The following is a 17,718-nucleotide window of genomic DNA, read 5'->3' as shown; positions in this document are numbered from 1 at the left end:
GCCTGACAAATCTAGAATTACGACCGAGTCGGTCTCAACCTGTTCATATCCGGTAATTCCATGGTATGAGGGATCATCCGTGTCAAATGAGACACAAAAACCCAATAATTTGGGCTGCAAACCATATACAAGAAAAGCTCCGCATTTCTGCGGGGCTTTTTCCAAAACAAAGGGCTAAAGATATTAGAAGCGGAAGTGAGCGAATGCTCGGTTTGCTTCTGCCATCTTGTGCACATCCTGCTTCTTGCGGATGGCGTTGCCTTCGTTGTTCTTGGCAGCAACAAGTTCTGCAGCAAGACGCTGTGCCATATTAGCTTCCGTACGATTACGGGCAGCGGTAAGCAACCAACGAAGAGCGAGAGCCTTAGCACGATCCGGAGCAACTTCCATCGGTACCTGGTAGTTTGCACCACCGATACGACGGGACTTCACTTCAAGCTTCGGCTTGATGTTTTCAAGGCATTCTTCGAACTTGTCGAGCGGAGAACCTTCGCCTTCCACCTTCTTGTCCAAGAGATCGAGAGCGGTGTAAACGATCTGTTCAGCGATCGTCTTTTTGCCCTGCTTGAGAACGACACCAATGAGTTCGGTGATTAAAACGGAATGATAACGCGGGTCTGCAATGGTGCGCTTGTGAATAGTCTTTCTTCTTCTAGACATATGCTCTTCCTTTACTTCTTAGCCGGAGCTTTTCTCTTAACACCGTACTTGGAACGTGCCTGATTACGACCGTTCACAGCCTGAGTATCGAGCGTACCGCGAATGATGTGGTAACGGACACCCGGAACATCCTTAACACGACCGCCACGAATGAGGACGATAGAGTGTTCCTGGAGGTTGTGGCCTTCACCCGGAATGTAAGCTGTCACTTCCATCTTGTTGGAAAGACGGACACGAGCAATCTTACGGAGAGCGGAGTTCGGCTTCTTCGGCGTGGTGGTGTACACACGAGTGCAAACACCGCGCTTCTGCGGACTTTGTTTCAGAGCCGGCGAAGCGGTTCTGTTGAGGATTTTTTCACGGCCCTTACGGACGAGCTGTTGTATAGTAGGCATTGTTTATTTTTCCCTATAATTTTGGAAACCCAAATATAGTTCTTTTTCGAATAATTTCAAGTTTTGCCTTCGAAATTATTCGATGTTATCTCCATTATCTTCCGAGGCTTCGGATCCGGTATCCGGCAGCGAGAAATCGATATCGCCGACCGAATTTTCAGATTCCAACTGGGAAGCCCGGTTAGCGGCAGCCTCAGCTTCTGCGTCGGAATCAATGACCACGACGTCACGCAGATGTCTTGCACCCGTTCCGCATGGAATCAGGTGACCCATAATGACGTTTTCCTTAAGTCCCATCAACGGGTCCACACTACCTTCAATTGCAGCACGAGTGAGGATCTTCGTTGTTTCCTGGAAGGACGCTGCGGAAATGAAGCTATCCGTAGCAAGCGAGGACTTGGTAATACCGAGGAGCATCGGGGTTCCCTTTGCTTCGGCACGACCTTCTGCCTTGAGCTTGTCGTTTTTCACGCGCAGACGAGCCTTGGAGATTTCTTCATCCGGAAGGAGATCGGAATCACCAGGATCGGAAATTTTGATTTTACGCATCATCTGACGCACAATGCATTCAATGTGCTTATCAGCGATAGCCACACCCTGAAGGCGGTACACGGCCTGGATTTCATTCACCAGGTGACGCTGCACGGCTTCTGGGCCCTGAACACGAAGAATATCGTGCGGATCGACAGAACCGTCGCAGATCTTCTGACCTCTGCTGACACGGTCGCCTTCGAGCACGGCGAGATGACGGCCACGTGGCACGAGCACGCTCTGTTCTTCTTCGGCGTTCTTGATGATTACCTTCTGGTTGCCGCGTTCTTCGTTACCGTATTCGACGATACCGTCGATTGGAGCAATCACAGCGACATTCTTCGGAACACGCGCTTCGAAGAGTTCTGCAACACGAGGAAGACCACCCGTAATATCCTTAGTCTTACCGACAGCACGCGGCAACTTGGCGAGGATTTCGCCCGGCACAGCGTTGTCGCCGTCGTGGACAGAAAGAATAGCACCATCCGGCAGGTAGTAAACACCCTGACGGTTGCCAGCTGCGTCGAGAACGTTGATAGCCGGGCGGTGCTTACCATGACGGTCACTAATGACGGTCCAGGTTTCCACGCCGGTCACATCGTCCTTATCCACACGATAGGTCGTGTTTTCAATCAAGTCGATGAACTGGATCTTACCGCTGACGTTACTAAGAATCGGGCTCGTATACGGATCCCATTCAAAGAGCTTCGTATCCTTCGTTACCGCTGCGCCATTTTCCACATAGAGGATTGCACCATATGGAATCTGCCAACGACCCTTGTTAATGCCGGTGGAGTCAAAAATCACGAGTTCGCCCATACGGCTCACGACAACCTTGTGACCGTCGTGTTCAAGCGTATTGACGTTATCAAGTTCAACCTTGCCATCAACCGGAGCGCTCTTCGAGTTTTCAACCGTGAGACGGCTAGAAGCACCACCAATGTGGAACGTACGGAGAGTCAGCTGCGTACCCGGTTCACCGATGGATTGAGCCGCGATAACACCGACGGCTTCGCCGAGGTCAACCGGACGACCGGACGCCAGCATACGGCCGTAGCACTTCGCACAGACACCGTGGCGGGCACTACAGGTAAGCACAGAGCGCATCTTCACGTGTTCAAGACCCGTTGCAGAAATCTTCGGAAGATCACTTTCCGTCACAAGTTCGCCAGCCTTGACAATCACTTCACCTGTCACCGGGTGAACGATGTCTTCGACCGGAGCGCGACCGAGGAGACGTTCTTCGAGCGGGATAATCGTATCGTCACCGTCCTTATAGGCGGAAATATCGATACCATCCTTCGTGTGGCAATCTTCTTCCACAATCACGAGGTCCTGGGCGACGTCAACAAGACGACGGGTCAAGTAACCAGCGTCAGCCGTCTTCAGAGCGGTATCAGCAAGACCCTTACGAGCACCGTGAGCAGAAATGAAGTATTCCATTTCGTTCAAGCCTTCACGGAAGCAGGACTTAATCGGGTTTTCGATGACTTCCTGACCGCCGAGTTGCTTGGTCGGCTTCTGCATCAAACCACGCATACCAGAGAGCTGCTTGATCTGTTCACGGCTACCACGAGCGCCGGAATCCGCCATCATATAGACAGGGTTGAATCCGTCACGGTCGTGAGAGAGGAGATCCCACTGCTTAGCAGCGACATCGCTCGTCGTCTTGGACCAAACGTCAATAATCTGGTTATAACGTTCACCGTCCGTGATGACACCGTCTTCGTAAAGTTCGCGAATACGGGTGACCTTTTCGTTTGCTTCTTCGAGCAACTGCTGCTTTTCTGGCGGAATCACCATTTCGGAGATGGCCACAGAGGAGCCCGAGATAGCAGCCCACTTATAACCGAGGGCCTTCAGGTCATCGAGGTATTCGACCGTCACGCGGTTGCCGGTACGACGATAAAGATCGTCGATGGACTTCGCAATCACCTTCTTACCGAAGGTTTCGTTTGCATAACCGACTGCGTTCGGGATAATTTCGTTCAGAATGATACGACCCATGGTGGTCTTGATGAGAGACGGTTCCTTCAAGGTGAGGAACTTAATCTTCTGACCAGCCTTCGCGATCACTTCGCACTTGCCGTTATCATCCGGCTGTTCGGTCAAGCACGGGGTATCCTTTTCAAGAGCGCCCATGTAGATCTTACGGCCTGCCGGCAAATGGAGGTAGCATTCCGCATTCAAATCGATCACGCCGGTATTGTATGCACGAAGAGCTTCGTCCGGATCGTAGAAGCGCATTCCAGCACCCTTGCGGTTCGGACGCGGCTTGGAGATGTAGTACAAGCCGAGCACGATATCCTGGCCCGGAACAGCAATCGGCTGACCGGAAGCCGGGTGAAGAATGTTGTTGGAGGAAAGCATGAGCACGCGGCATTCGAGCTGCGTTTCGAAGGACAGCGGAAGATGGACTGCCATCTGGTCACCGTCGAAGTCAGCGTTGAAAGCCGTACAAACGAGCGGGTGAAGACGGATCGCATTACCTTCGATGAGCTTCGGATAGAAGGCCTGAATACCCAGACGGTGAAGCGTCGGAGCACGGTTCAACATAACCGGATGGTCTTCAATAATCTGTTCGAGAATGTCCCAAACTTCAGGACGTTCTGCATCGACATACTTCTTAGCAGCCTTGAGCGTATAAACAATGCCTTCTTCTTCCAAACGCTGGATGATGAACGGCTTGTAAAGTTCAAGAGCCATGCGCTTCGGAAGACCGCACTGGTGCATCTTGAGTTCCGGACCCACGACGATCACGGAACGACCAGAATAGTCCACACGCTTACCGAGAAGGTTCATACGGAAGCGGCCCTGCTTACCCTTGAGAAGTTCAGAGAGCGACTTCAACGGACGGTTAGAACCAGCGCGGACGGAACGACGACCGCTGTCGAACAGCTGGTCCACAGCTTCCTGGAGCATGCGCTTTTCGTTGCAAAGAATCACGTCCGGAGCCTTGATGTCGATCAACTTCTTCAAGCGGTTATTGCGGTTGATGACACGACGATAGAGCTCGTTCAAGTCAGAGGTAGCGAAACGGCCACCATCGAGCGGAACAAGCGGGCGCAGATCGGGCGGAATCACCGGGAGAACGTCAAGAATCATCCATTCCGGCTGGTTAGAGAGGTTCTTGGCTTCATGCGGATACGCTTCGCGGAACTGGGTAAACGCATCGAGAAGGTTGAATTCCTTGCCTTCGGTCTTAGCGGCATAACCGCCCTTGCGTTCGCCATCAGCACCGATGACGCCGTACTTAAAGTCTTCGACCTTTTCGGCGATGTCCTTAGCCCAAGGAATATCGCTGTTCTTTTTCTTTTCCGGATCTTCGTAGTAAGAAAGGAAGTCGTCCATCTGAGACTTCTTGAAGGATTCGACAATCTTCAAGCGCTTGATGGCATCGTCACGCTTCGTCTTGGACTTGGACGCGGCTTCCACGCGGAGTTCGTCAGAAAGCTGGACGAAGTCGATGTTTGCAAGGAGCTGTTTCAAAGCGGCTGCACCCATCTTCGCGGAGAAGTGACGACCTTCTCTTTCGAGGTCGATATACTTGCTTTCGTCGATCAGTTCATTCGGCTGGAGATCGGTATCACCCGGATCGAGCACGATGTACTTTTCGTAGTAAATGATGTTGTCGAGGGACTTGGTGTCAAGATTCAAAATCGCACCGAGCACGCACGGCTGATTCTTCACGAACCAAACGTGTGCGAGAGGGATAGCGAGTTCGATGTGACCCATACGTTCACGACGAACCTTGGAATGGGTAACTTCCACACCGCAACGGTCGCAAATGACACCCTTGAAACGGATACGCTTGTACTTACCGCAATTACATTCCCAGTTCTTCACCGGTCCGAAAATGCGTTCACAGAACAAGCCATCGCGTTCCGGCTTGAAAGAACGGTAATTGATCGTTTCAGGCTTGGTGACTTCACCATAGGACCACTGACGAATCAATTCAGGAGAAGCAAGGTGAATGGAGACTTCACCATTGTTGTTTTCAGAATAATCGAAAGTTTCTTCTGACATATTACTTTTCTCCATTAGTCTTGATATCGAGGCAGAGCGAACGCACTTCACGAATCATAACATTGAAGGATTCAGGAATGCCCGGTTCCGGAGTATTCTTGCCGTGGACGATAGCGTCGTAGATTCTGGAACGACCCATCACATCGTCGGACTTCACCGTCAAGAGTTCCTGGAGCGTGTAAGCAGCACCGTAAGCTTCGAGAGCCCAGACTTCCATTTCACCGAAGCGCTGGCCACCGAACTGGCTCTTACCGCCGAGCGGCTGCTGCGTCACGAGAGCGTAAGAACCGATCGAACGTGCGTGGATCTTGTCTTCGACCAAGTGACCGAGCTTGAGATAATACATGTAACCGATCGTGACCGGGTTCAAGAAGGCTTCGCCGGTGCGGCCATCGTAAAGCTTTGCCTTACCGATAATCTGACCGTGATCCGGATCCATCTTATAAGAAACAACCGGCATCTTCTGGTAAGCCTTTTCCAGTTCGTCCACGATGTCTTCGAAGGAAGCACCGTCGAACACCGGGGTGGCAATCTTCATGCCGAGGACCTTAGCAGCCCAGCCCAAGTGAACTTCAAGCACCTGACCGACGTTCATACGAGACGGAACGCCCAGCGGGTTCAAAAGGATCTGAATCGGGCGGCCATCTTCGGTGAACGGCATGTCTTCGACCGGAACGATTTTGGATACGCAACCCTTGTTACCGTGACGACCAGCCATCTTGTCACCGACCTGAAGCTTCTTCTTCTTGGCGATGTAAACCTTAACAGTCTGGAGAACGCCCGGCTTGAGTTCGTCACCCTTCGTAACCTTATCGATTTCCTTTTCCATCGTGCGGGTCAAGCGATCGATCGATTCGCGAGCCACGGAGAGAAGGCTAGATGCCTTTTCCTGAGCTTCCGCGTCATCGCGAGCGAAGGTAGAAGACGGAGCAAGAGTCAAAAGATCAATCGTGCGAAGCATCTTTTCGGAAACGGTAGAACCGTCCGGAATGCGAACTTCGTGAGTATCGAAATCGATGATATTGCCAGAGACCTTGCCGACGAGCATTTCGACCATCGCATTAGCGCAAGTCGTCTTAATCTTGTCGATATCAGCCTGGAACTTTTCCTTGATTTCGTTGATACGTTCCTGATCTTCAGCACGGCTCTTCTTGTCGTTGTGGTCCTTACGGCTGAACACGCGGGTTTCGAGAACGATACCGTGCATGCCCGGAGGAGCAACGAGAGAGGTATCTCGCACATCGCCGGCCTTTTCGCCGAAGATAGCGCGGAGAAGTCTTTCTTCCGGAGAGAGTTCCGTTTCACCCTTCGGGGTAACCTTACCGACGAGAATGTCGTCCGCATGGACTTCAGCACCGACACGGATAATGCCGCGTTCGTCGAGGTTTTTCAGAGCGTCTTCACCGACGTTTGGAATTTCACGGGTGAGTTCTTCCGGACCGCGCTTCGTTTCGCGCACTTCCACTTCGTATTCTTCAACGTGGATAGAGGTGAACGCATCCTTGATGGCGAGTTCTTCGGAGACGATAACAGCGTCTTCGTAGTTATAACCATTCCAAGGAATGAACGCAATAAGAATGTTTTTACCAAGAGCGAGTTCGCCGTGATCCGTAGAAGCGCCATCAGCGAGGACGTCACCCTTCTTCACGTAATCGCCCACATTCACAACCGGTTTCTGGTTAATGCAGGAATCCTGGTTGGAACGTTCAAATTTACGGAGAATGTATTCGTCAACCGGTTCATGATCGAGGAATTCGAAGTTTTCGCCGAGGCCTTCCAAAGCATGGAATTCACCGGCTGCATCCAAAGTACCTCGTTCCACGACAACCGTCATGGCGTCGACAAAGCTCACGCGACCTTCATGCTTAGCACGGACAACGGTACCCGAGTCGAGAGCCGCACGGCGTTCAAGACCCGTACCGACAACCGGAGCTTCCGAGCGGAGCAGAGGCACAGCCTGGCGTTGCATGTTAGATCCCATCAAAGCGCGGTTAGCGTCATCGTGTTCGAGGAACGGGATAAGGCCTGCAGCGACCGAGATAATCTGTTGCGGAGAAACGTCCATCAACTGAATACGACCTTCAAGCGCATCTTCGTCGAAATCGTCCGAGTTCGCATCAAACGTCGGAACGACACCCTTTTCAAAACGGTCGGATTCGTCGAATTCACCACCGGCGATCAAGCGCGGCTTGAGCGGATATTCATCCTTTTCACGCACCATCACGAAGTCTTCCGCAAAAGCGGTCAACTGGTGACGATCCAAAATGTCAGCCTTTTCAGCTTCGGAAGATGCCTTCGCAAGCTCACCTTCAAACAGCGGGTCGAAAGCGGCAGCTTTCAGGATCGTGTTTGCCGGAGCAATGTTGAAAGCGTCTTCTTCATCAGCCGTGAGGTACACGACGAAGGAAGAAACCACGTCGTAAACCGTCGAGGACTGCTGAACGTAATCAGCCTTGCCCGAGAAAGATTCGAGCGGGTTACCGTTACGGACGAAGAGGCTAGAGCCATCCGCCTTCTTGAATTCGAACACCTTATTCACGAAGGAGTCAAAGAGAATGCGCTGGTTGTTGTCAAGGTTCGAACGGACAGCCTTGATATCCTTGGCGCCGAGTTCAAGCTGCACGAACAAACGCGGTTCGCGGACAAAGCCCTTGTAAAGACCAAAGTGCCACTTTTCTTCCGGGAAATAGAGAGGCTTGCCCGAAGCATCCTTGAATTCCTGAAGACCGACAACGCGGTACGGAGTTTCAATGAAGCCGAAGTGGTTCACCACAGCAAACGTGGCAAGAGAGTTGATAAGACCGATGTTCGGACCTTCCGGAGTTTCGATCGGGCAGAGGCGGCCATAGTGCGTGTAGTGGACGTCACGGACTTCGAAGCCTGCGCGTTCACGGGAAAGACCACCCGGACCGAGAGCGGAAAGACGACGCTTGTGCGTAAGTTCGGACAGCGGGTTCATCTGATCCATGAACTGAGAAAGCTGGCTCGAGCTGAAGAACGCCTGGACGACGGAGTTCACCGTGCGAGTGTTCACCAAGTCACGCGGAGTCGGAGTTTCGTTGTCACCGGAAGTAAAGTTTTCACGAATGACGCGACTCATGCGGGAAAGTCCCACAGAGAGCTGGTTTGCGACGAGTTCACCAACGGAACGGGTACGACGGTTGCCCAAGTGGTCGATATCGTCAAGGACGTAACCGTCGGCGTCGCAGTAGAGACCGACCATGTATTCGATGATGCCGAGGAAGTCGGCTTCGGTCATCGTCATCGTGTTGAGAGCTGGCTTAGAGAGACCGATTTCTGCCAAAAGCTTTTCGATTGCCGGGGTATAAACCTTGGCATTCAAACGGTAGCGCCCCACTTCACCGAGATCATACTTGCGCGGATCGTCAAGGAAGGTGCTTTCAAAGGCAATCTGAGCGGTTGCAAGGTTCGGAGCTTCTTCCTGAGACTGGTGCATCACGAAGTAGATGAGCTTCAAAGCGTCTTCCTTCGTCTTGCACTTATCGGCAAGGAGGGTGTTGTGGATAAGGAGGTTTTCTTCGTTTTCAGCGATGAAGGAGAGTTCGAAGACTCCGCTTTCCGTCAAACGTGCGGCGCACTTGTCATCGAAAACGCGGTTCGCGTCGAGGATGACTTCGCCCGAAGACGTATCAATCACGTCAGCGGCGACGATGCGACCGTAGTACTGTTCCATGTCACCCACGTTGAGGGTAACGTCTTCGATATTCTTATAGAACAGCTTGATAATATCCGCAGTCGTTTCAAAACCAATGCAGCGGAGAAGAGCCGTAGCCGGAATCTTCTTCTTACGGTCGATGATCAAATAGAGAATGTCACCGTCCGTATTGAATTCAAGCCAAGCCCCGCGATGCGGAATGATACGGCTCTTGAAGTTAGAGCGACCGTTCGGAAGGAGTTCTTCGTCGAAACTCACACCAGGAGAACGATGCAACTGAGAAACGACAACGCGTTCGGCACCGTTGATAATGAACGTACCATTATCCGTCATGATCGGCAGATCGCAGATCATCACGTCATTCTTAATTTCTTCCTTCAGCTTGCGATCTTCGCCATCTTCTTCAAAAACCTGAAGAGAGAGGTTTGCATGCAGAGGAATAGAATGCGTAAGCCCGCGTTCACGGCATTCGCGAAGGCTATACTTGGGAATACCGAAGAAGTAGCCTTCGTACTTGAGCGCGAAGAGCTTCTTCATATCTGTGATGGGGAAAATGTCTTGGAAAACGCGTTCCAGACCTACTTTGAGACGCTTCTCTTGAGGAACGCCTTTTTGGAGGAAGTGGTCATAAGAAGCTTTTTGCACTTCGACCAAATACGGAAGTTCCAACTGGAACTTATTGGAGGAATAATTCTTTCGCTCCGTCATTTAGAAACCTCATCCAGTGAAAAAACCTTGAGCACGGGAAAAACACCAAAAGCCCACACGATTGTGCAGGCGTTTTGGCGTATTCGAATTAACGAATAGAAGGCATTACTTCAGAACGACCTTGGCACCAAGATCTTCGAGTTCCTTCTTAATCTTTTCGGCATCAGCCTTCGGGGCTGCTTCCTTCACAACGCTATCGGCCTTTTCGACCATTTCCTTAGCTTCCTTCAAGCCAAGGCCAGTGATTGCGCGAACAGCCTTGAGGACAGCCATCTTGTTAGCACCGCATTCAGCGAGAACGACGTCGAATTCGCTCTTTTCTTCAGCGGCAGCACCAGCAGCAGCTGCAGCGACAACAACGCCACCAGCAGCGGCTTCAATGCCGTGAGCTTCCTTGAGGTAGTCAGCCAATTGCTTAGCTTCGAGAAGGGTGAGACCCGCGATTTGATCACCAATAGCCTTGATATCTGTTGCCATGATGTTTTTCTCCAATTATTCCGTTTTGAAAAGTTGTTTGTGAATGGTTGTGTTGAGGAATTAGGCGGTTGCTCCAGCCTCTTCCTTTTCCAGTTTTTCCGTGAGAGACTTGATCTGGCCCGCGATAGTGGAACCCGGTCCAAGAATAATCGTGACCAACTGGGCAAGCATGCCTGCGCGGTCCGGAATCTTGGAGAGAGCAACAATATCAGAACCCGGTCTGACCTTACCTTCCACATAGAGGCTCTTTGCAACGAGGAAATCCGGATTTTCCTTATGGAAAGCTTCGATTTCACGTGCCGGGAGAATCGGATCGTCTTCCGGGCCAATCATGATGGAGGTTGCACCCTTAAGGGCTTCGTCGAGACCCGAGATGTTCATCTTCTCGAGAACCTTCTTCAAGAGGGTATTCTTCACAGCAGTGTAAACGACACCCTTAGACTTGAGACTCATACGGAGCTTGTTGTCGAGTTCGACCGGAATCTTTTCGTAGTTGAGAAGATAGATCGAAGCAGCGCCTTCAAACTTCTTGACAAGAGAGTCAACTTTCTGTTGTTTTTTAACTACAGCTTTCATTGTTTATCTCCTATCGAGTGAGGCTCATATCGAGCTTGAGGCTCGGGGTCATAGTTGCCGTGAGGAACAAGGACTTGATATATGTGCCCTTTGCGGTCTGCGGCTTGTTCTTGATCACAGAATCAATCACAGCCTTCACGTTTTCAATAAGCTGTTCTGCCGTAAAGGAGAGCTTACCGACCGGAGCATGGACATTAGCGCCCTTGTCGACGCGGTACTGAATCTTACCAGCCTTGAGTTCCTTCACGGTCTGAGCGACGTTAACCGTCACCGTGCCGGACTTCGGGCTCGGCATAAGTCCACGAGGACCGAGCACGCGAGCAACCTTACTAATCACCGGCATCATGTCGGGAGTAGCAACGACTGCATCAAATTCGAGCCAGCCTTCCTGGATTTTCTGGACCAAGTCTGCGCCACCGACGTAATCAGCGCCTGCATCCTGTGCTGCCTGATAGTTATTATCCTTGCAGAACACAAGAACGCGAACCTGACGACCGGTACCGTTCGGAAGCACAACCGTGCCACGGACAGCTTGATCGGAGTTTTTGGGATCAACACCGAGATTGAAATGAAGCTCGACAGTCTGGTCGAACTTAACCTCGGATTTTTTAAGAATTTCGAGCGCCTGCTCGAGACCGTACGACTTGGTACGATCGTAAGCTTCAGCTACTTTCTTATACTTCTTTCCTCTGAACATGGTGTTTCCTGTCAGAAATAGGGTTAAGGTCTGCCTGATTAGTCGACAACATCGACGCCCATAGAGCGTGCGGTGCCCGCAACCATGCGCATTGCGGCTTCAATGTCGATTGTGTTCAAGTCCGGCATCTTCTTTTCAGCGATTTCCTTGACTTGTGCCTTGGTGATCTTACCGACCTTCTTACGGTTCGGTTCACCGGAAGCCTTGTCAATGCCAGCTGCCTTCTTGACGAGGACAGGAACAGGAGGTACCTTCGTGATGAAGGTAAAGCTCTTATCGGCATAAACAGTAATGACGACCGGGATGATCATTCCCTTTTCATTCTGAGTCTGAGCATTGAACGCCTTGCAGAACTGCATGATGTTCACACCCTTCTGACCCAAAGCAGGACCTACCGGAGGAGACGGGTTTGCAGCCCCGCCGGGGATCTGAAGCTTAATATAACCTGCAATTTTCTTTGCCACTGTATTTCTCCGTTTCAGAACCCAATATTACGATATTGATTCCACCTGGTTAAAGCCAAGTTCGACGGGAGTAGCACGGCCAAACACAGAAACCGTTACGCGAAGTTTGTTCTTCTCCGTGAGGATTTCTTCAACCGTACCATCAAATCCCTGGAATGGGCCATCCTTGATGGAAACATGATCACCGACAATATACGGATTCTGGATCACATCCTGTTCGGCATCTTGAGATTCGACACCGAGCAGTCTATCGACCTCGCTCTGACGAAGAGGAATCGGCGTCTTGTTAACGCGACTAGTTCCTCCGAAATGGGTAACGCCCTGAACGGATGTTACCAGGTGCTGGGTGAGCTCGTCCAGCTCCATCTCTATAATCAAATACGCCGGGAAAAGCTTAGAAACGACGTTCTTGCGCTTTCCTCGGACGTTTACGACTGTCACTTTCTCGGGGATGAGAATGCGACCAAACTTTTCTTGAACGCCTTCGCGTTCAATCAACATTTCAATATTCTTCTTGATTGTGCTTTCCTGACCGGAAAACGTATGGACAGCATACCACAACATAGCCATGATTTACCCACGTCCTAACAGTTTGTCAACGATGAAGGAAAGACCCAAATCAATCGCAGCAATATAGCAACCCATGATAACGCTGAAGAGCATTACAACCAAAGTCGAACCTTTCAGCTCTTCCCAAGTCGGCCAGGTGACCTTCTTCATTTCTTGGATAACTTCTTTGATGTATTGCTGAATCTTTTGCATAATCATGACTCCGGAAGAAAGGAAGCAGGTCGGGAGGGACTCGAACCCCCAACCAACGGTTTTGGAGACCGTGACTCTACCAATTGAGCTACCGACCTAAAACCACCTTACTTGGTTTCCTTATGAACTGTATGCTTGCGGCAGAACGGGCAGTACTTCTTGTATTCCACGCGGGAAGGATGAAGGCGCTTATTCTTGTCGCAATCATAGTTACGCTGATGGCAAACAGTGCATTCAAGCGTAATGAGTTCTCGTGCCATTGTTATTCCTTACTTGATGATTTCAGTGACGGAACCAGCACCGACCGTACGGCCACCTTCGCGGATTGCGAAGCGGAGCTGCTGTTCCATAGCAACAGGTGCGATGAGTTCGACGTCGATCGTGACGGTGTCGCCCGGAGTCACCATTTCGATGCCTTCCGGAAGCTTGATCGTACCGGTAACGTCGGTCGTGCGGAAGTAGAACTGCGGACGATAGCCGTTCATGAACGGAGTATGACGGCCACCTTCTTCCTTCTTGAGAACGTAGATCTGGCCCTTGAAGTGGGCGTGCGGGGTGACGGACTTCGGAGCGGCGAGAACCATGCCGCGGATGATGTCCTTCTTTTCTGCGCCGCGGAGGAGGAGGCCGACATTGTCGCCTGCCTGGGCGTCGTCGAGGAGCTTGCGGAACATTTCCACGCCCGTGACGACGTATTCGGTGGTTTCGCCGAGACCGATGCGTTCGACCTTGTCGTTGAGACGGACGATGCCGCGTTCGATACGGCCCGTCGCGACGGTGCCGCGACCGGTGATCGTGAACACGTCTTCGATCGGCATGAGGAACGGCTTTTCGGTTTCGCGTGCCGGCTGCGGGATGTATTCGTCGACAGCAGCCATGAGTTCCATGATCTTTTCCTGGTATTCTGCGTCGCCTTCGAGGGCCTTGAGCGCGGAGCCGCGGACGATCGGGGTGTTGTCGCCGTCGTAGCCGTACTGCTTGAGGAGGTCGCGGACTTCTTCTTCGACGAGTTCGAGGAGTTCCGGATCGTCGACCATGTCGCACTTGTTCAGGAACACGACGATCTTAGGAACGCCGACCTGGTGGGCGAGAAGGATGTGTTCGCGGGTCTGCGGCATCGGGCCGTCAGTCGCCGCGACGACGAGGATTGCGCCGTCCATCTGGGCGGCACCGGTCACCATGTTCTTGACGTAGTCGGCGTGCCCCGGGCAGTCGACGTGTGCGTAGTGACGGTTTGCAGTCTGATATTCCACGTGGGAGGTATTGATCGTGATACCACGAGCCTTTTCTTCCGGTGCATTGTCGATTTCATCGAACTTCTTTGCAGCAGCGAGGCCCTTTGCAGCGAGAGTCGTGCAAATTGCGGCCGTCAGGGTCGTCTTACCGTGGTCAACGTGGCCGATTGTGCCAATGTTGCAATGCGGCTTGGTTCTTTCAAAATGTTCTTTTGCCATAATTATAGCCTCCGAATTATATAGAGCCCAGATCGGGATTTGAACTCGAGACCTCTTCCTTACCAAGGAAGTGCTCTACCACTGAGCTACCTGGGCATTAATCTCCCCCCGTTACATTCGCAACGGGGGGAGCTATTTCGCGTGGGCCGTCGTGGTTTCGAACCACGGTAGACGTAAGTCAACGGATTTACAGTCCGTCCCCTTTAACCACTCGGGCAACGACCCTTTTCTCAAGCCAAAGATAGGAATCGAACCTACGACCGGCTGATTACAAATCAGCTGCTCTACCAGCTGAGCTACTTTGGCAAGTTCTCTTCGTTTGGCCTCGAAAAGTCAAACTCAGAGTGCGGCAAATCTAGATGGATTCTTGATTTTTGTCAAGGAAAAAACCCAAACTTCATTGAAAAAAATATTTTTTTCCTGATTTTCGTCCTCTTTTTTGCAGAAAAATGTGGACAGATTGTAAATAGAACGTTGTTTAATGTGGATAGATAAGAAATCTTACCTAAAGCCAAACAAATCAACAAATTATGTAGTTTTGATCGTATGAATCAAGAAATGAAATACAGCCCCATTGAACACACCGCCCACATTGAAGTCCGCTACGCAGAAACCGATGCGATGGCAATCGTCCACCATTCTGTCTACGCCATCTGGTTCGAACAGGCTCGCACAGAAATCTTTAGAAACAACGGCGTCCCGTTTGACGCCTTTGAAGCAGAGGGCTATCACAGTCCGCTCCTTTCGATAGAATCACAATTTATGAAGCCCTGTCGCTACGGGGAAGTTGTCGATGTGCATTTGAAACTTGCGCAGGTAGACCGTCTGCGTTTCGCATTCTTTTATGAAATACGTGTGAACGGCGAACTGCGCACGACAGGAAAAACGACACACATCTTTACGATGCACGACAAACCTTGCCGCCGCGCTCCGGAAGCCTTTTTGAAAGCCTTCTTTAGCGACGCGGTCTAACCCCTTGTAGCATATAAATTAACCCCCATACAGAGGATATCGTCCACAGGGGCAGTTATTCAGCAGGCAGGATGATTTCAATGTGACTCGTACTCACGTTCAAGAAGTGCGTGCGGAAAAGGTCCTTGCCTTCGCGATCCGTCACGTTCACCTGGGTCACGGCGATGAATTCTTTGTTTTCACGGACATAATCGGTGAGGCGTTCGTCACGCATCGTATCGATTTCTCCCGTAATGATAAATGTATCGGTCCAAATTTTAACTAGCATAGTCTAAATATAATAAGGGTTCTAACGATTCGGTTCAAAATGAATCACCCAGATGTCCGTTCGACTGCCGATGCGGACCGGAGGACCCCACGAGTCGATTCCCGAAGAAACGATCCATGGGACTCCGTCCAAAATTCCTTCTCCATTCGACAGGCGCCAAAAAAGCCCTATCAGAACAGTCACCGGAAAGAACTGTCCGTTATGCGTATGTCCGGAAAGGGCGAGCGCCGGTAAACGGCCTGCATGTTCCTTTTCAATACCTTTCGGCTGATGATCGAGAAGAATCCAAATCTTTGAAGAGTCTTGAGGGAGAAGCTCCGCGAGCGGACGGCGAACGACATCGCGAACACGCGCCATCTGAAAATCCGTTCTGCCGGTAAAGCATGCGAGCGGCGTGCAGATCGTGGAGTCGTCCAGTACGAGCATTCCATTTTTCCGCATCCAGTTTTCCGGTTCCGAGCCTTCGCGTTCCGCATAGGCTTCGTGATTTCCATTGATGCCGATCGCTGCGACTTTTGCGGTCCGGGTCAAACGTCCAAAGAGAGAATCGTATCCTATGACGGAAAGCGTTTTATCGTCCACGTCAGCGAGATCCCCGCCAAAGAGGAGAAAATCCGGTGCGATGCTATCAAGCTCTGCTGCAAAACGGACGAGCTTTTGTTTTGAAAAGAGAGGATCCACATGCAGATCGGTGAAGAATACTGCGGTAAAAGGTGTTTTCACAGACGCATGCGAAACTGTCGCATTTCGGATCTGATAATGAAAATTCATCGGGACGCCGATCAAGAAGAAAAGCATCGCCATCAAAAATCCGATGCCAAAAGCAATCCGATGTCCCCGTAAAAGCTTCACCGATTCGAAAGGTTTTCGAACCACCACCCTTCGCACAAGCCGGAAGAAGTCCCAAAAAACAAAGACCAAAGCCGCTTCGCAAAGCCAGACCGTGAAAAAAGCTTCGACAAGAACTCCTGCCAAAAAGCCTCGAGCAAAGAATCCCCCCGCAAAAACGAGGATGATTGCCGCAGAAAAGAGCGTTCCGCGCACTCCCGGAATGACCGTTCTAAAATGGAAAAAAAGATACAAGGCGAGGAGCAGAAAAATAAAGAAGAATATCATCACGAGTCCCTAGAAGACAACAATTTAAAAACTTGCATTCAAAAAAAAAGCTTCCCATATGCGTTTTTGGTGTATTTTGAAAATAAGATAAACAAGGAGTTTTTTATGGTTTCCAAGAAACAAGAACCTCTGCTCTCTTATTTGAATACTAAGTTCCTCGAAAGCGATGCAGGTCGCCAAGTCCGCATTCTCTCGGAATTTCGCGCTCCGGGAGTTGTCTTGGACGAATGCAACGTCCGAAACACGATTACGATGTTCGGTTCCGCAAGAACAATCGGCGCGAAGGACTTGAAGAAGAAACTCAAAGCAGCAAAAGACCCGAAAGAACTCAAGCGCTTGGAAAGACTTTCCAAGGTGGCGGAATACTACGACGCAGCACACGTTCTCGGCAGGCTCTTTGGCAACTGGATCAAGAAACACAAAGACGACTGCTTTGCGATATGCACAGGTGGCGGTCCAGGCATTATGGAAGCGGGTAACCGCGGAGCCCATGACGCAGGCGTTCCGTCTATCGGCTTTAACATCAAGCTACCGTTTGAACAGCATCCGAATCCGTACATCGATCCGGAATTGAACCTGCAGTTCCGCTACTTCTTCATTCGCAAGTTCTGGTTCATGTTCAAGGCCCGCGCCCTGATCGTGTTCCCGGGAGGCTTTGGCACTTTGGACGAGCTTTTCGAAACGCTGACCTTGATTCAGACGAACAAGTTGCACAACAAAATCCCGGTCGTGCTGTTCGGCGAAGAATACTGGAAAAATCTCATCAACTGGGAATTCCTGGTCGACACCGGAATGATCAACGCAGAGGACCTGAAGATTTTCCACATGACAAGTGACATCGGCGACGCATACACTTATGTGACACAGATGTTAGAAAAACAGAATAAGCTCCAAACTAAAACCGGAGTCCATTACTTCGGGTACCACAAATAGCTA

General features: G+C 50.9%; 16 protein-coding genes and 4 tRNA genes. 2 read left to right on the top strand and 18 right to left on the bottom strand.

Annotation, left to right across the window (positions count from 1 at the left end; genetic code table 11):
* Positions 1 to 183: 183 nt before the first annotated feature.
* From rpsG to BGX16_RS07140, 16 genes are all read right to left on the bottom strand, one after another.
* Positions 184 to 660: a 30S ribosomal protein S7 gene (rpsG, locus tag BGX16_RS07215; RefSeq protein ID WP_100425440.1), complete on the bottom strand. Its 477-nt coding sequence runs from the start codon at positions 658 to 660 to the stop codon at positions 184 to 186.
* Positions 661 to 671: 11 nt separating this feature from the next.
* Complete coding sequence (rpsL, locus tag BGX16_RS07210; protein ID WP_073305713.1) at positions 672 to 1,055, bottom strand: 30S ribosomal protein S12; 384 nt, start codon at positions 1,053 to 1,055, stop codon at positions 672 to 674.
* Positions 1,056 to 1,130: 75 nt separating this feature from the next.
* A complete protein-coding gene (gene rpoC, locus BGX16_RS07205) occupies positions 1,131 to 5,612 on the bottom strand; it encodes a DNA-directed RNA polymerase subunit beta' (RefSeq protein WP_100425439.1) in 4,482 nt (1,493 codons plus the stop codon).
* Between the two features lies 1 nt (position 5,613).
* Positions 5,614 to 9,996: a DNA-directed RNA polymerase subunit beta gene (gene rpoB, locus BGX16_RS07200; RefSeq protein ID WP_100425438.1), complete on the bottom strand. Its 4,383-nt coding sequence runs from the start codon at positions 9,994 to 9,996 to the stop codon at positions 5,614 to 5,616.
* A 105-nt stretch (positions 9,997 to 10,101) separates the two neighbouring features.
* A complete protein-coding gene (rplL, locus tag BGX16_RS07195) occupies positions 10,102 to 10,473 on the bottom strand; it encodes a 50S ribosomal protein L7/L12 (RefSeq protein WP_100425437.1) in 372 nt (123 codons plus the stop codon).
* A 60-nt stretch (positions 10,474 to 10,533) separates the two neighbouring features.
* Positions 10,534 to 11,049: a 50S ribosomal protein L10 gene (rplJ, locus tag BGX16_RS07190; protein WP_100425436.1), complete on the bottom strand. Its 516-nt coding sequence runs from the start codon at positions 11,047 to 11,049 to the stop codon at positions 10,534 to 10,536.
* Between the two features lie 10 nt (positions 11,050 to 11,059).
* The gene (rplA, locus tag BGX16_RS07185) at positions 11,060 to 11,746 is read right to left on the bottom strand and encodes a 50S ribosomal protein L1 (RefSeq protein ID WP_100425435.1); all 687 of its coding nucleotides are present in this window, start codon (positions 11,744 to 11,746) and stop codon (positions 11,060 to 11,062) included.
* 38 nt (positions 11,747 to 11,784) lie between these two features.
* Positions 11,785 to 12,210 (bottom strand): 50S ribosomal protein L11, encoded by a 426-nt coding sequence (rplK, locus tag BGX16_RS07180; protein ID WP_100425434.1) that lies wholly within the window; start codon positions 12,208 to 12,210, stop codon positions 11,785 to 11,787.
* A gap of 27 nt (positions 12,211 to 12,237) precedes the next feature.
* Positions 12,238 to 12,780, bottom strand: a complete 543-nt coding sequence (nusG, locus tag BGX16_RS07175) for a transcription termination/antitermination protein NusG (RefSeq protein WP_100425433.1) — start codon at positions 12,778 to 12,780, stop codon at positions 12,238 to 12,240.
* Positions 12,781 to 12,783: 3 nt separating this feature from the next.
* A complete protein-coding gene (secE, locus tag BGX16_RS07170) occupies positions 12,784 to 12,972 on the bottom strand; it encodes a preprotein translocase subunit SecE (RefSeq protein WP_100426789.1) in 189 nt (62 codons plus the stop codon).
* A gap of 25 nt (positions 12,973 to 12,997) precedes the next feature.
* Positions 12,998 to 13,070, bottom strand: a tRNA-Trp gene (locus tag BGX16_RS07165).
* Between the two features lie 9 nt (positions 13,071 to 13,079).
* On the bottom strand, positions 13,080 to 13,232 hold the full coding sequence (rpmG, locus tag BGX16_RS07160) for a 50S ribosomal protein L33 (RefSeq protein WP_100425432.1): 153 nt from the start codon (positions 13,230 to 13,232) through the stop codon (positions 13,080 to 13,082).
* A gap of 9 nt (positions 13,233 to 13,241) precedes the next feature.
* The gene (gene tuf / locus BGX16_RS07155) at positions 13,242 to 14,426 is read right to left on the bottom strand and encodes an elongation factor Tu (RefSeq protein WP_100425431.1); all 1,185 of its coding nucleotides are present in this window, start codon (positions 14,424 to 14,426) and stop codon (positions 13,242 to 13,244) included.
* A 24-nt stretch (positions 14,427 to 14,450) separates the two neighbouring features.
* Positions 14,451 to 14,522 (bottom strand) — tRNA-Thr (locus BGX16_RS07150).
* A gap of 46 nt (positions 14,523 to 14,568) precedes the next feature.
* Positions 14,569 to 14,651 (bottom strand) — tRNA-Tyr (locus BGX16_RS07145).
* 8 nt (positions 14,652 to 14,659) lie between these two features.
* Positions 14,660 to 14,732 (bottom strand) — tRNA-Thr (locus BGX16_RS07140).
* Between the two features lie 240 nt (positions 14,733 to 14,972).
* Between BGX16_RS07140 and BGX16_RS07135 the strand changes: the two genes are divergently transcribed.
* Positions 14,973 to 15,398: an acyl-CoA thioesterase gene (locus BGX16_RS07135; protein ID WP_100425430.1), complete on the top strand. Its 426-nt coding sequence runs from the start codon at positions 14,973 to 14,975 to the stop codon at positions 15,396 to 15,398.
* 55 nt (positions 15,399 to 15,453) lie between these two features.
* On the opposite strand, the gene BGX16_RS07130 is transcribed toward BGX16_RS07135, so the two are convergent.
* Positions 15,454 to 15,666 (bottom strand): DUF6812 domain-containing protein, encoded by a 213-nt coding sequence (locus BGX16_RS07130; protein WP_100425429.1) that lies wholly within the window; start codon positions 15,664 to 15,666, stop codon positions 15,454 to 15,456.
* Between the two features lie 21 nt (positions 15,667 to 15,687).
* Positions 15,688 to 16,782: a metallophosphoesterase gene (locus BGX16_RS07125; protein WP_100425428.1), complete on the bottom strand. Its 1,095-nt coding sequence runs from the start codon at positions 16,780 to 16,782 to the stop codon at positions 15,688 to 15,690.
* Positions 16,783 to 16,887: 105 nt separating this feature from the next.
* On the opposite strand from BGX16_RS07125, the gene BGX16_RS07120 reads away from it, so the two are divergent.
* Complete coding sequence (locus tag BGX16_RS07120) at positions 16,888 to 17,715, top strand: LOG family protein (RefSeq protein WP_100426788.1); 828 nt, start codon at positions 16,888 to 16,890, stop codon at positions 17,713 to 17,715.
* The last annotated feature ends 3 nt before the right edge of the window (positions 17,716 to 17,718 follow it).

Origin of the sequence: Hallerella succinigenes (genome assembly GCF_002797675.1) — a bacterium.
Lineage (GTDB): Bacteria > Fibrobacterota > Fibrobacteria > Fibrobacterales > Fibrobacteraceae > Hallerella > Hallerella succinigenes.
This window is presented reverse-complemented; position numbering and strand designations above follow the sequence as displayed.

Excerpts from the sequence above, each read along its gene's own strand:
- tuf (WP_100425431.1), bottom strand. The coding sequence starts at position 14,426 with ATGGCAAAAGAACATTTTGAAAGAACCAAGCCGCATTGCAACATTGGC.
- rpsG (WP_100425440.1), bottom strand. The coding sequence starts at position 660 with ATGTCTAGAAGAAGAAAGACTATTCACAAGCGCACCATTGCAGACCCG.
- rpoC (WP_100425439.1), bottom strand. The coding sequence starts at position 5,612 with ATGTCAGAAGAAACTTTCGATTATTCTGAAAACAACAATGGTGAAGTC.
- rplJ (WP_100425436.1), bottom strand. The coding sequence starts at position 11,049 with ATGAAAGCTGTAGTTAAAAAACAACAGAAAGTTGACTCTCTTGTCAAG.
- rplL (WP_100425437.1), bottom strand. The coding sequence starts at position 10,473 with ATGGCAACAGATATCAAGGCTATTGGTGATCAAATCGCGGGTCTCACC.
- secE (WP_100426789.1), bottom strand. The coding sequence starts at position 12,972 with ATGCAAAAGATTCAGCAATACATCAAAGAAGTTATCCAAGAAATGAAG.
- rpoB (WP_100425438.1), bottom strand. The coding sequence starts at position 9,996 with ATGACGGAGCGAAAGAATTATTCCTCCAATAAGTTCCAGTTGGAACTT.
- BGX16_RS07120 (WP_100426788.1), top strand. The coding sequence starts at position 16,888 with ATGGTTTCCAAGAAACAAGAACCTCTGCTCTCTTATTTGAATACTAAG.
- rplA (WP_100425435.1), bottom strand. The coding sequence starts at position 11,746 with ATGTTCAGAGGAAAGAAGTATAAGAAAGTAGCTGAAGCTTACGATCGT.
- BGX16_RS07125 (WP_100425428.1), bottom strand. The coding sequence starts at position 16,782 with ATGATATTCTTCTTTATTTTTCTGCTCCTCGCCTTGTATCTTTTTTTC.
- rpsL (WP_073305713.1), bottom strand. The coding sequence starts at position 1,055 with ATGCCTACTATACAACAGCTCGTCCGTAAGGGCCGTGAAAAAATCCTC.
- BGX16_RS07135 (WP_100425430.1), top strand. The coding sequence starts at position 14,973 with ATGAATCAAGAAATGAAATACAGCCCCATTGAACACACCGCCCACATT.
- nusG (WP_100425433.1), bottom strand. The coding sequence starts at position 12,780 with ATGGCTATGTTGTGGTATGCTGTCCATACGTTTTCCGGTCAGGAAAGC.
- BGX16_RS07130 (WP_100425429.1), bottom strand. The coding sequence starts at position 15,666 with ATGCTAGTTAAAATTTGGACCGATACATTTATCATTACGGGAGAAATC.
- rpmG (WP_100425432.1), bottom strand. The coding sequence starts at position 13,232 with ATGGCACGAGAACTCATTACGCTTGAATGCACTGTTTGCCATCAGCGT.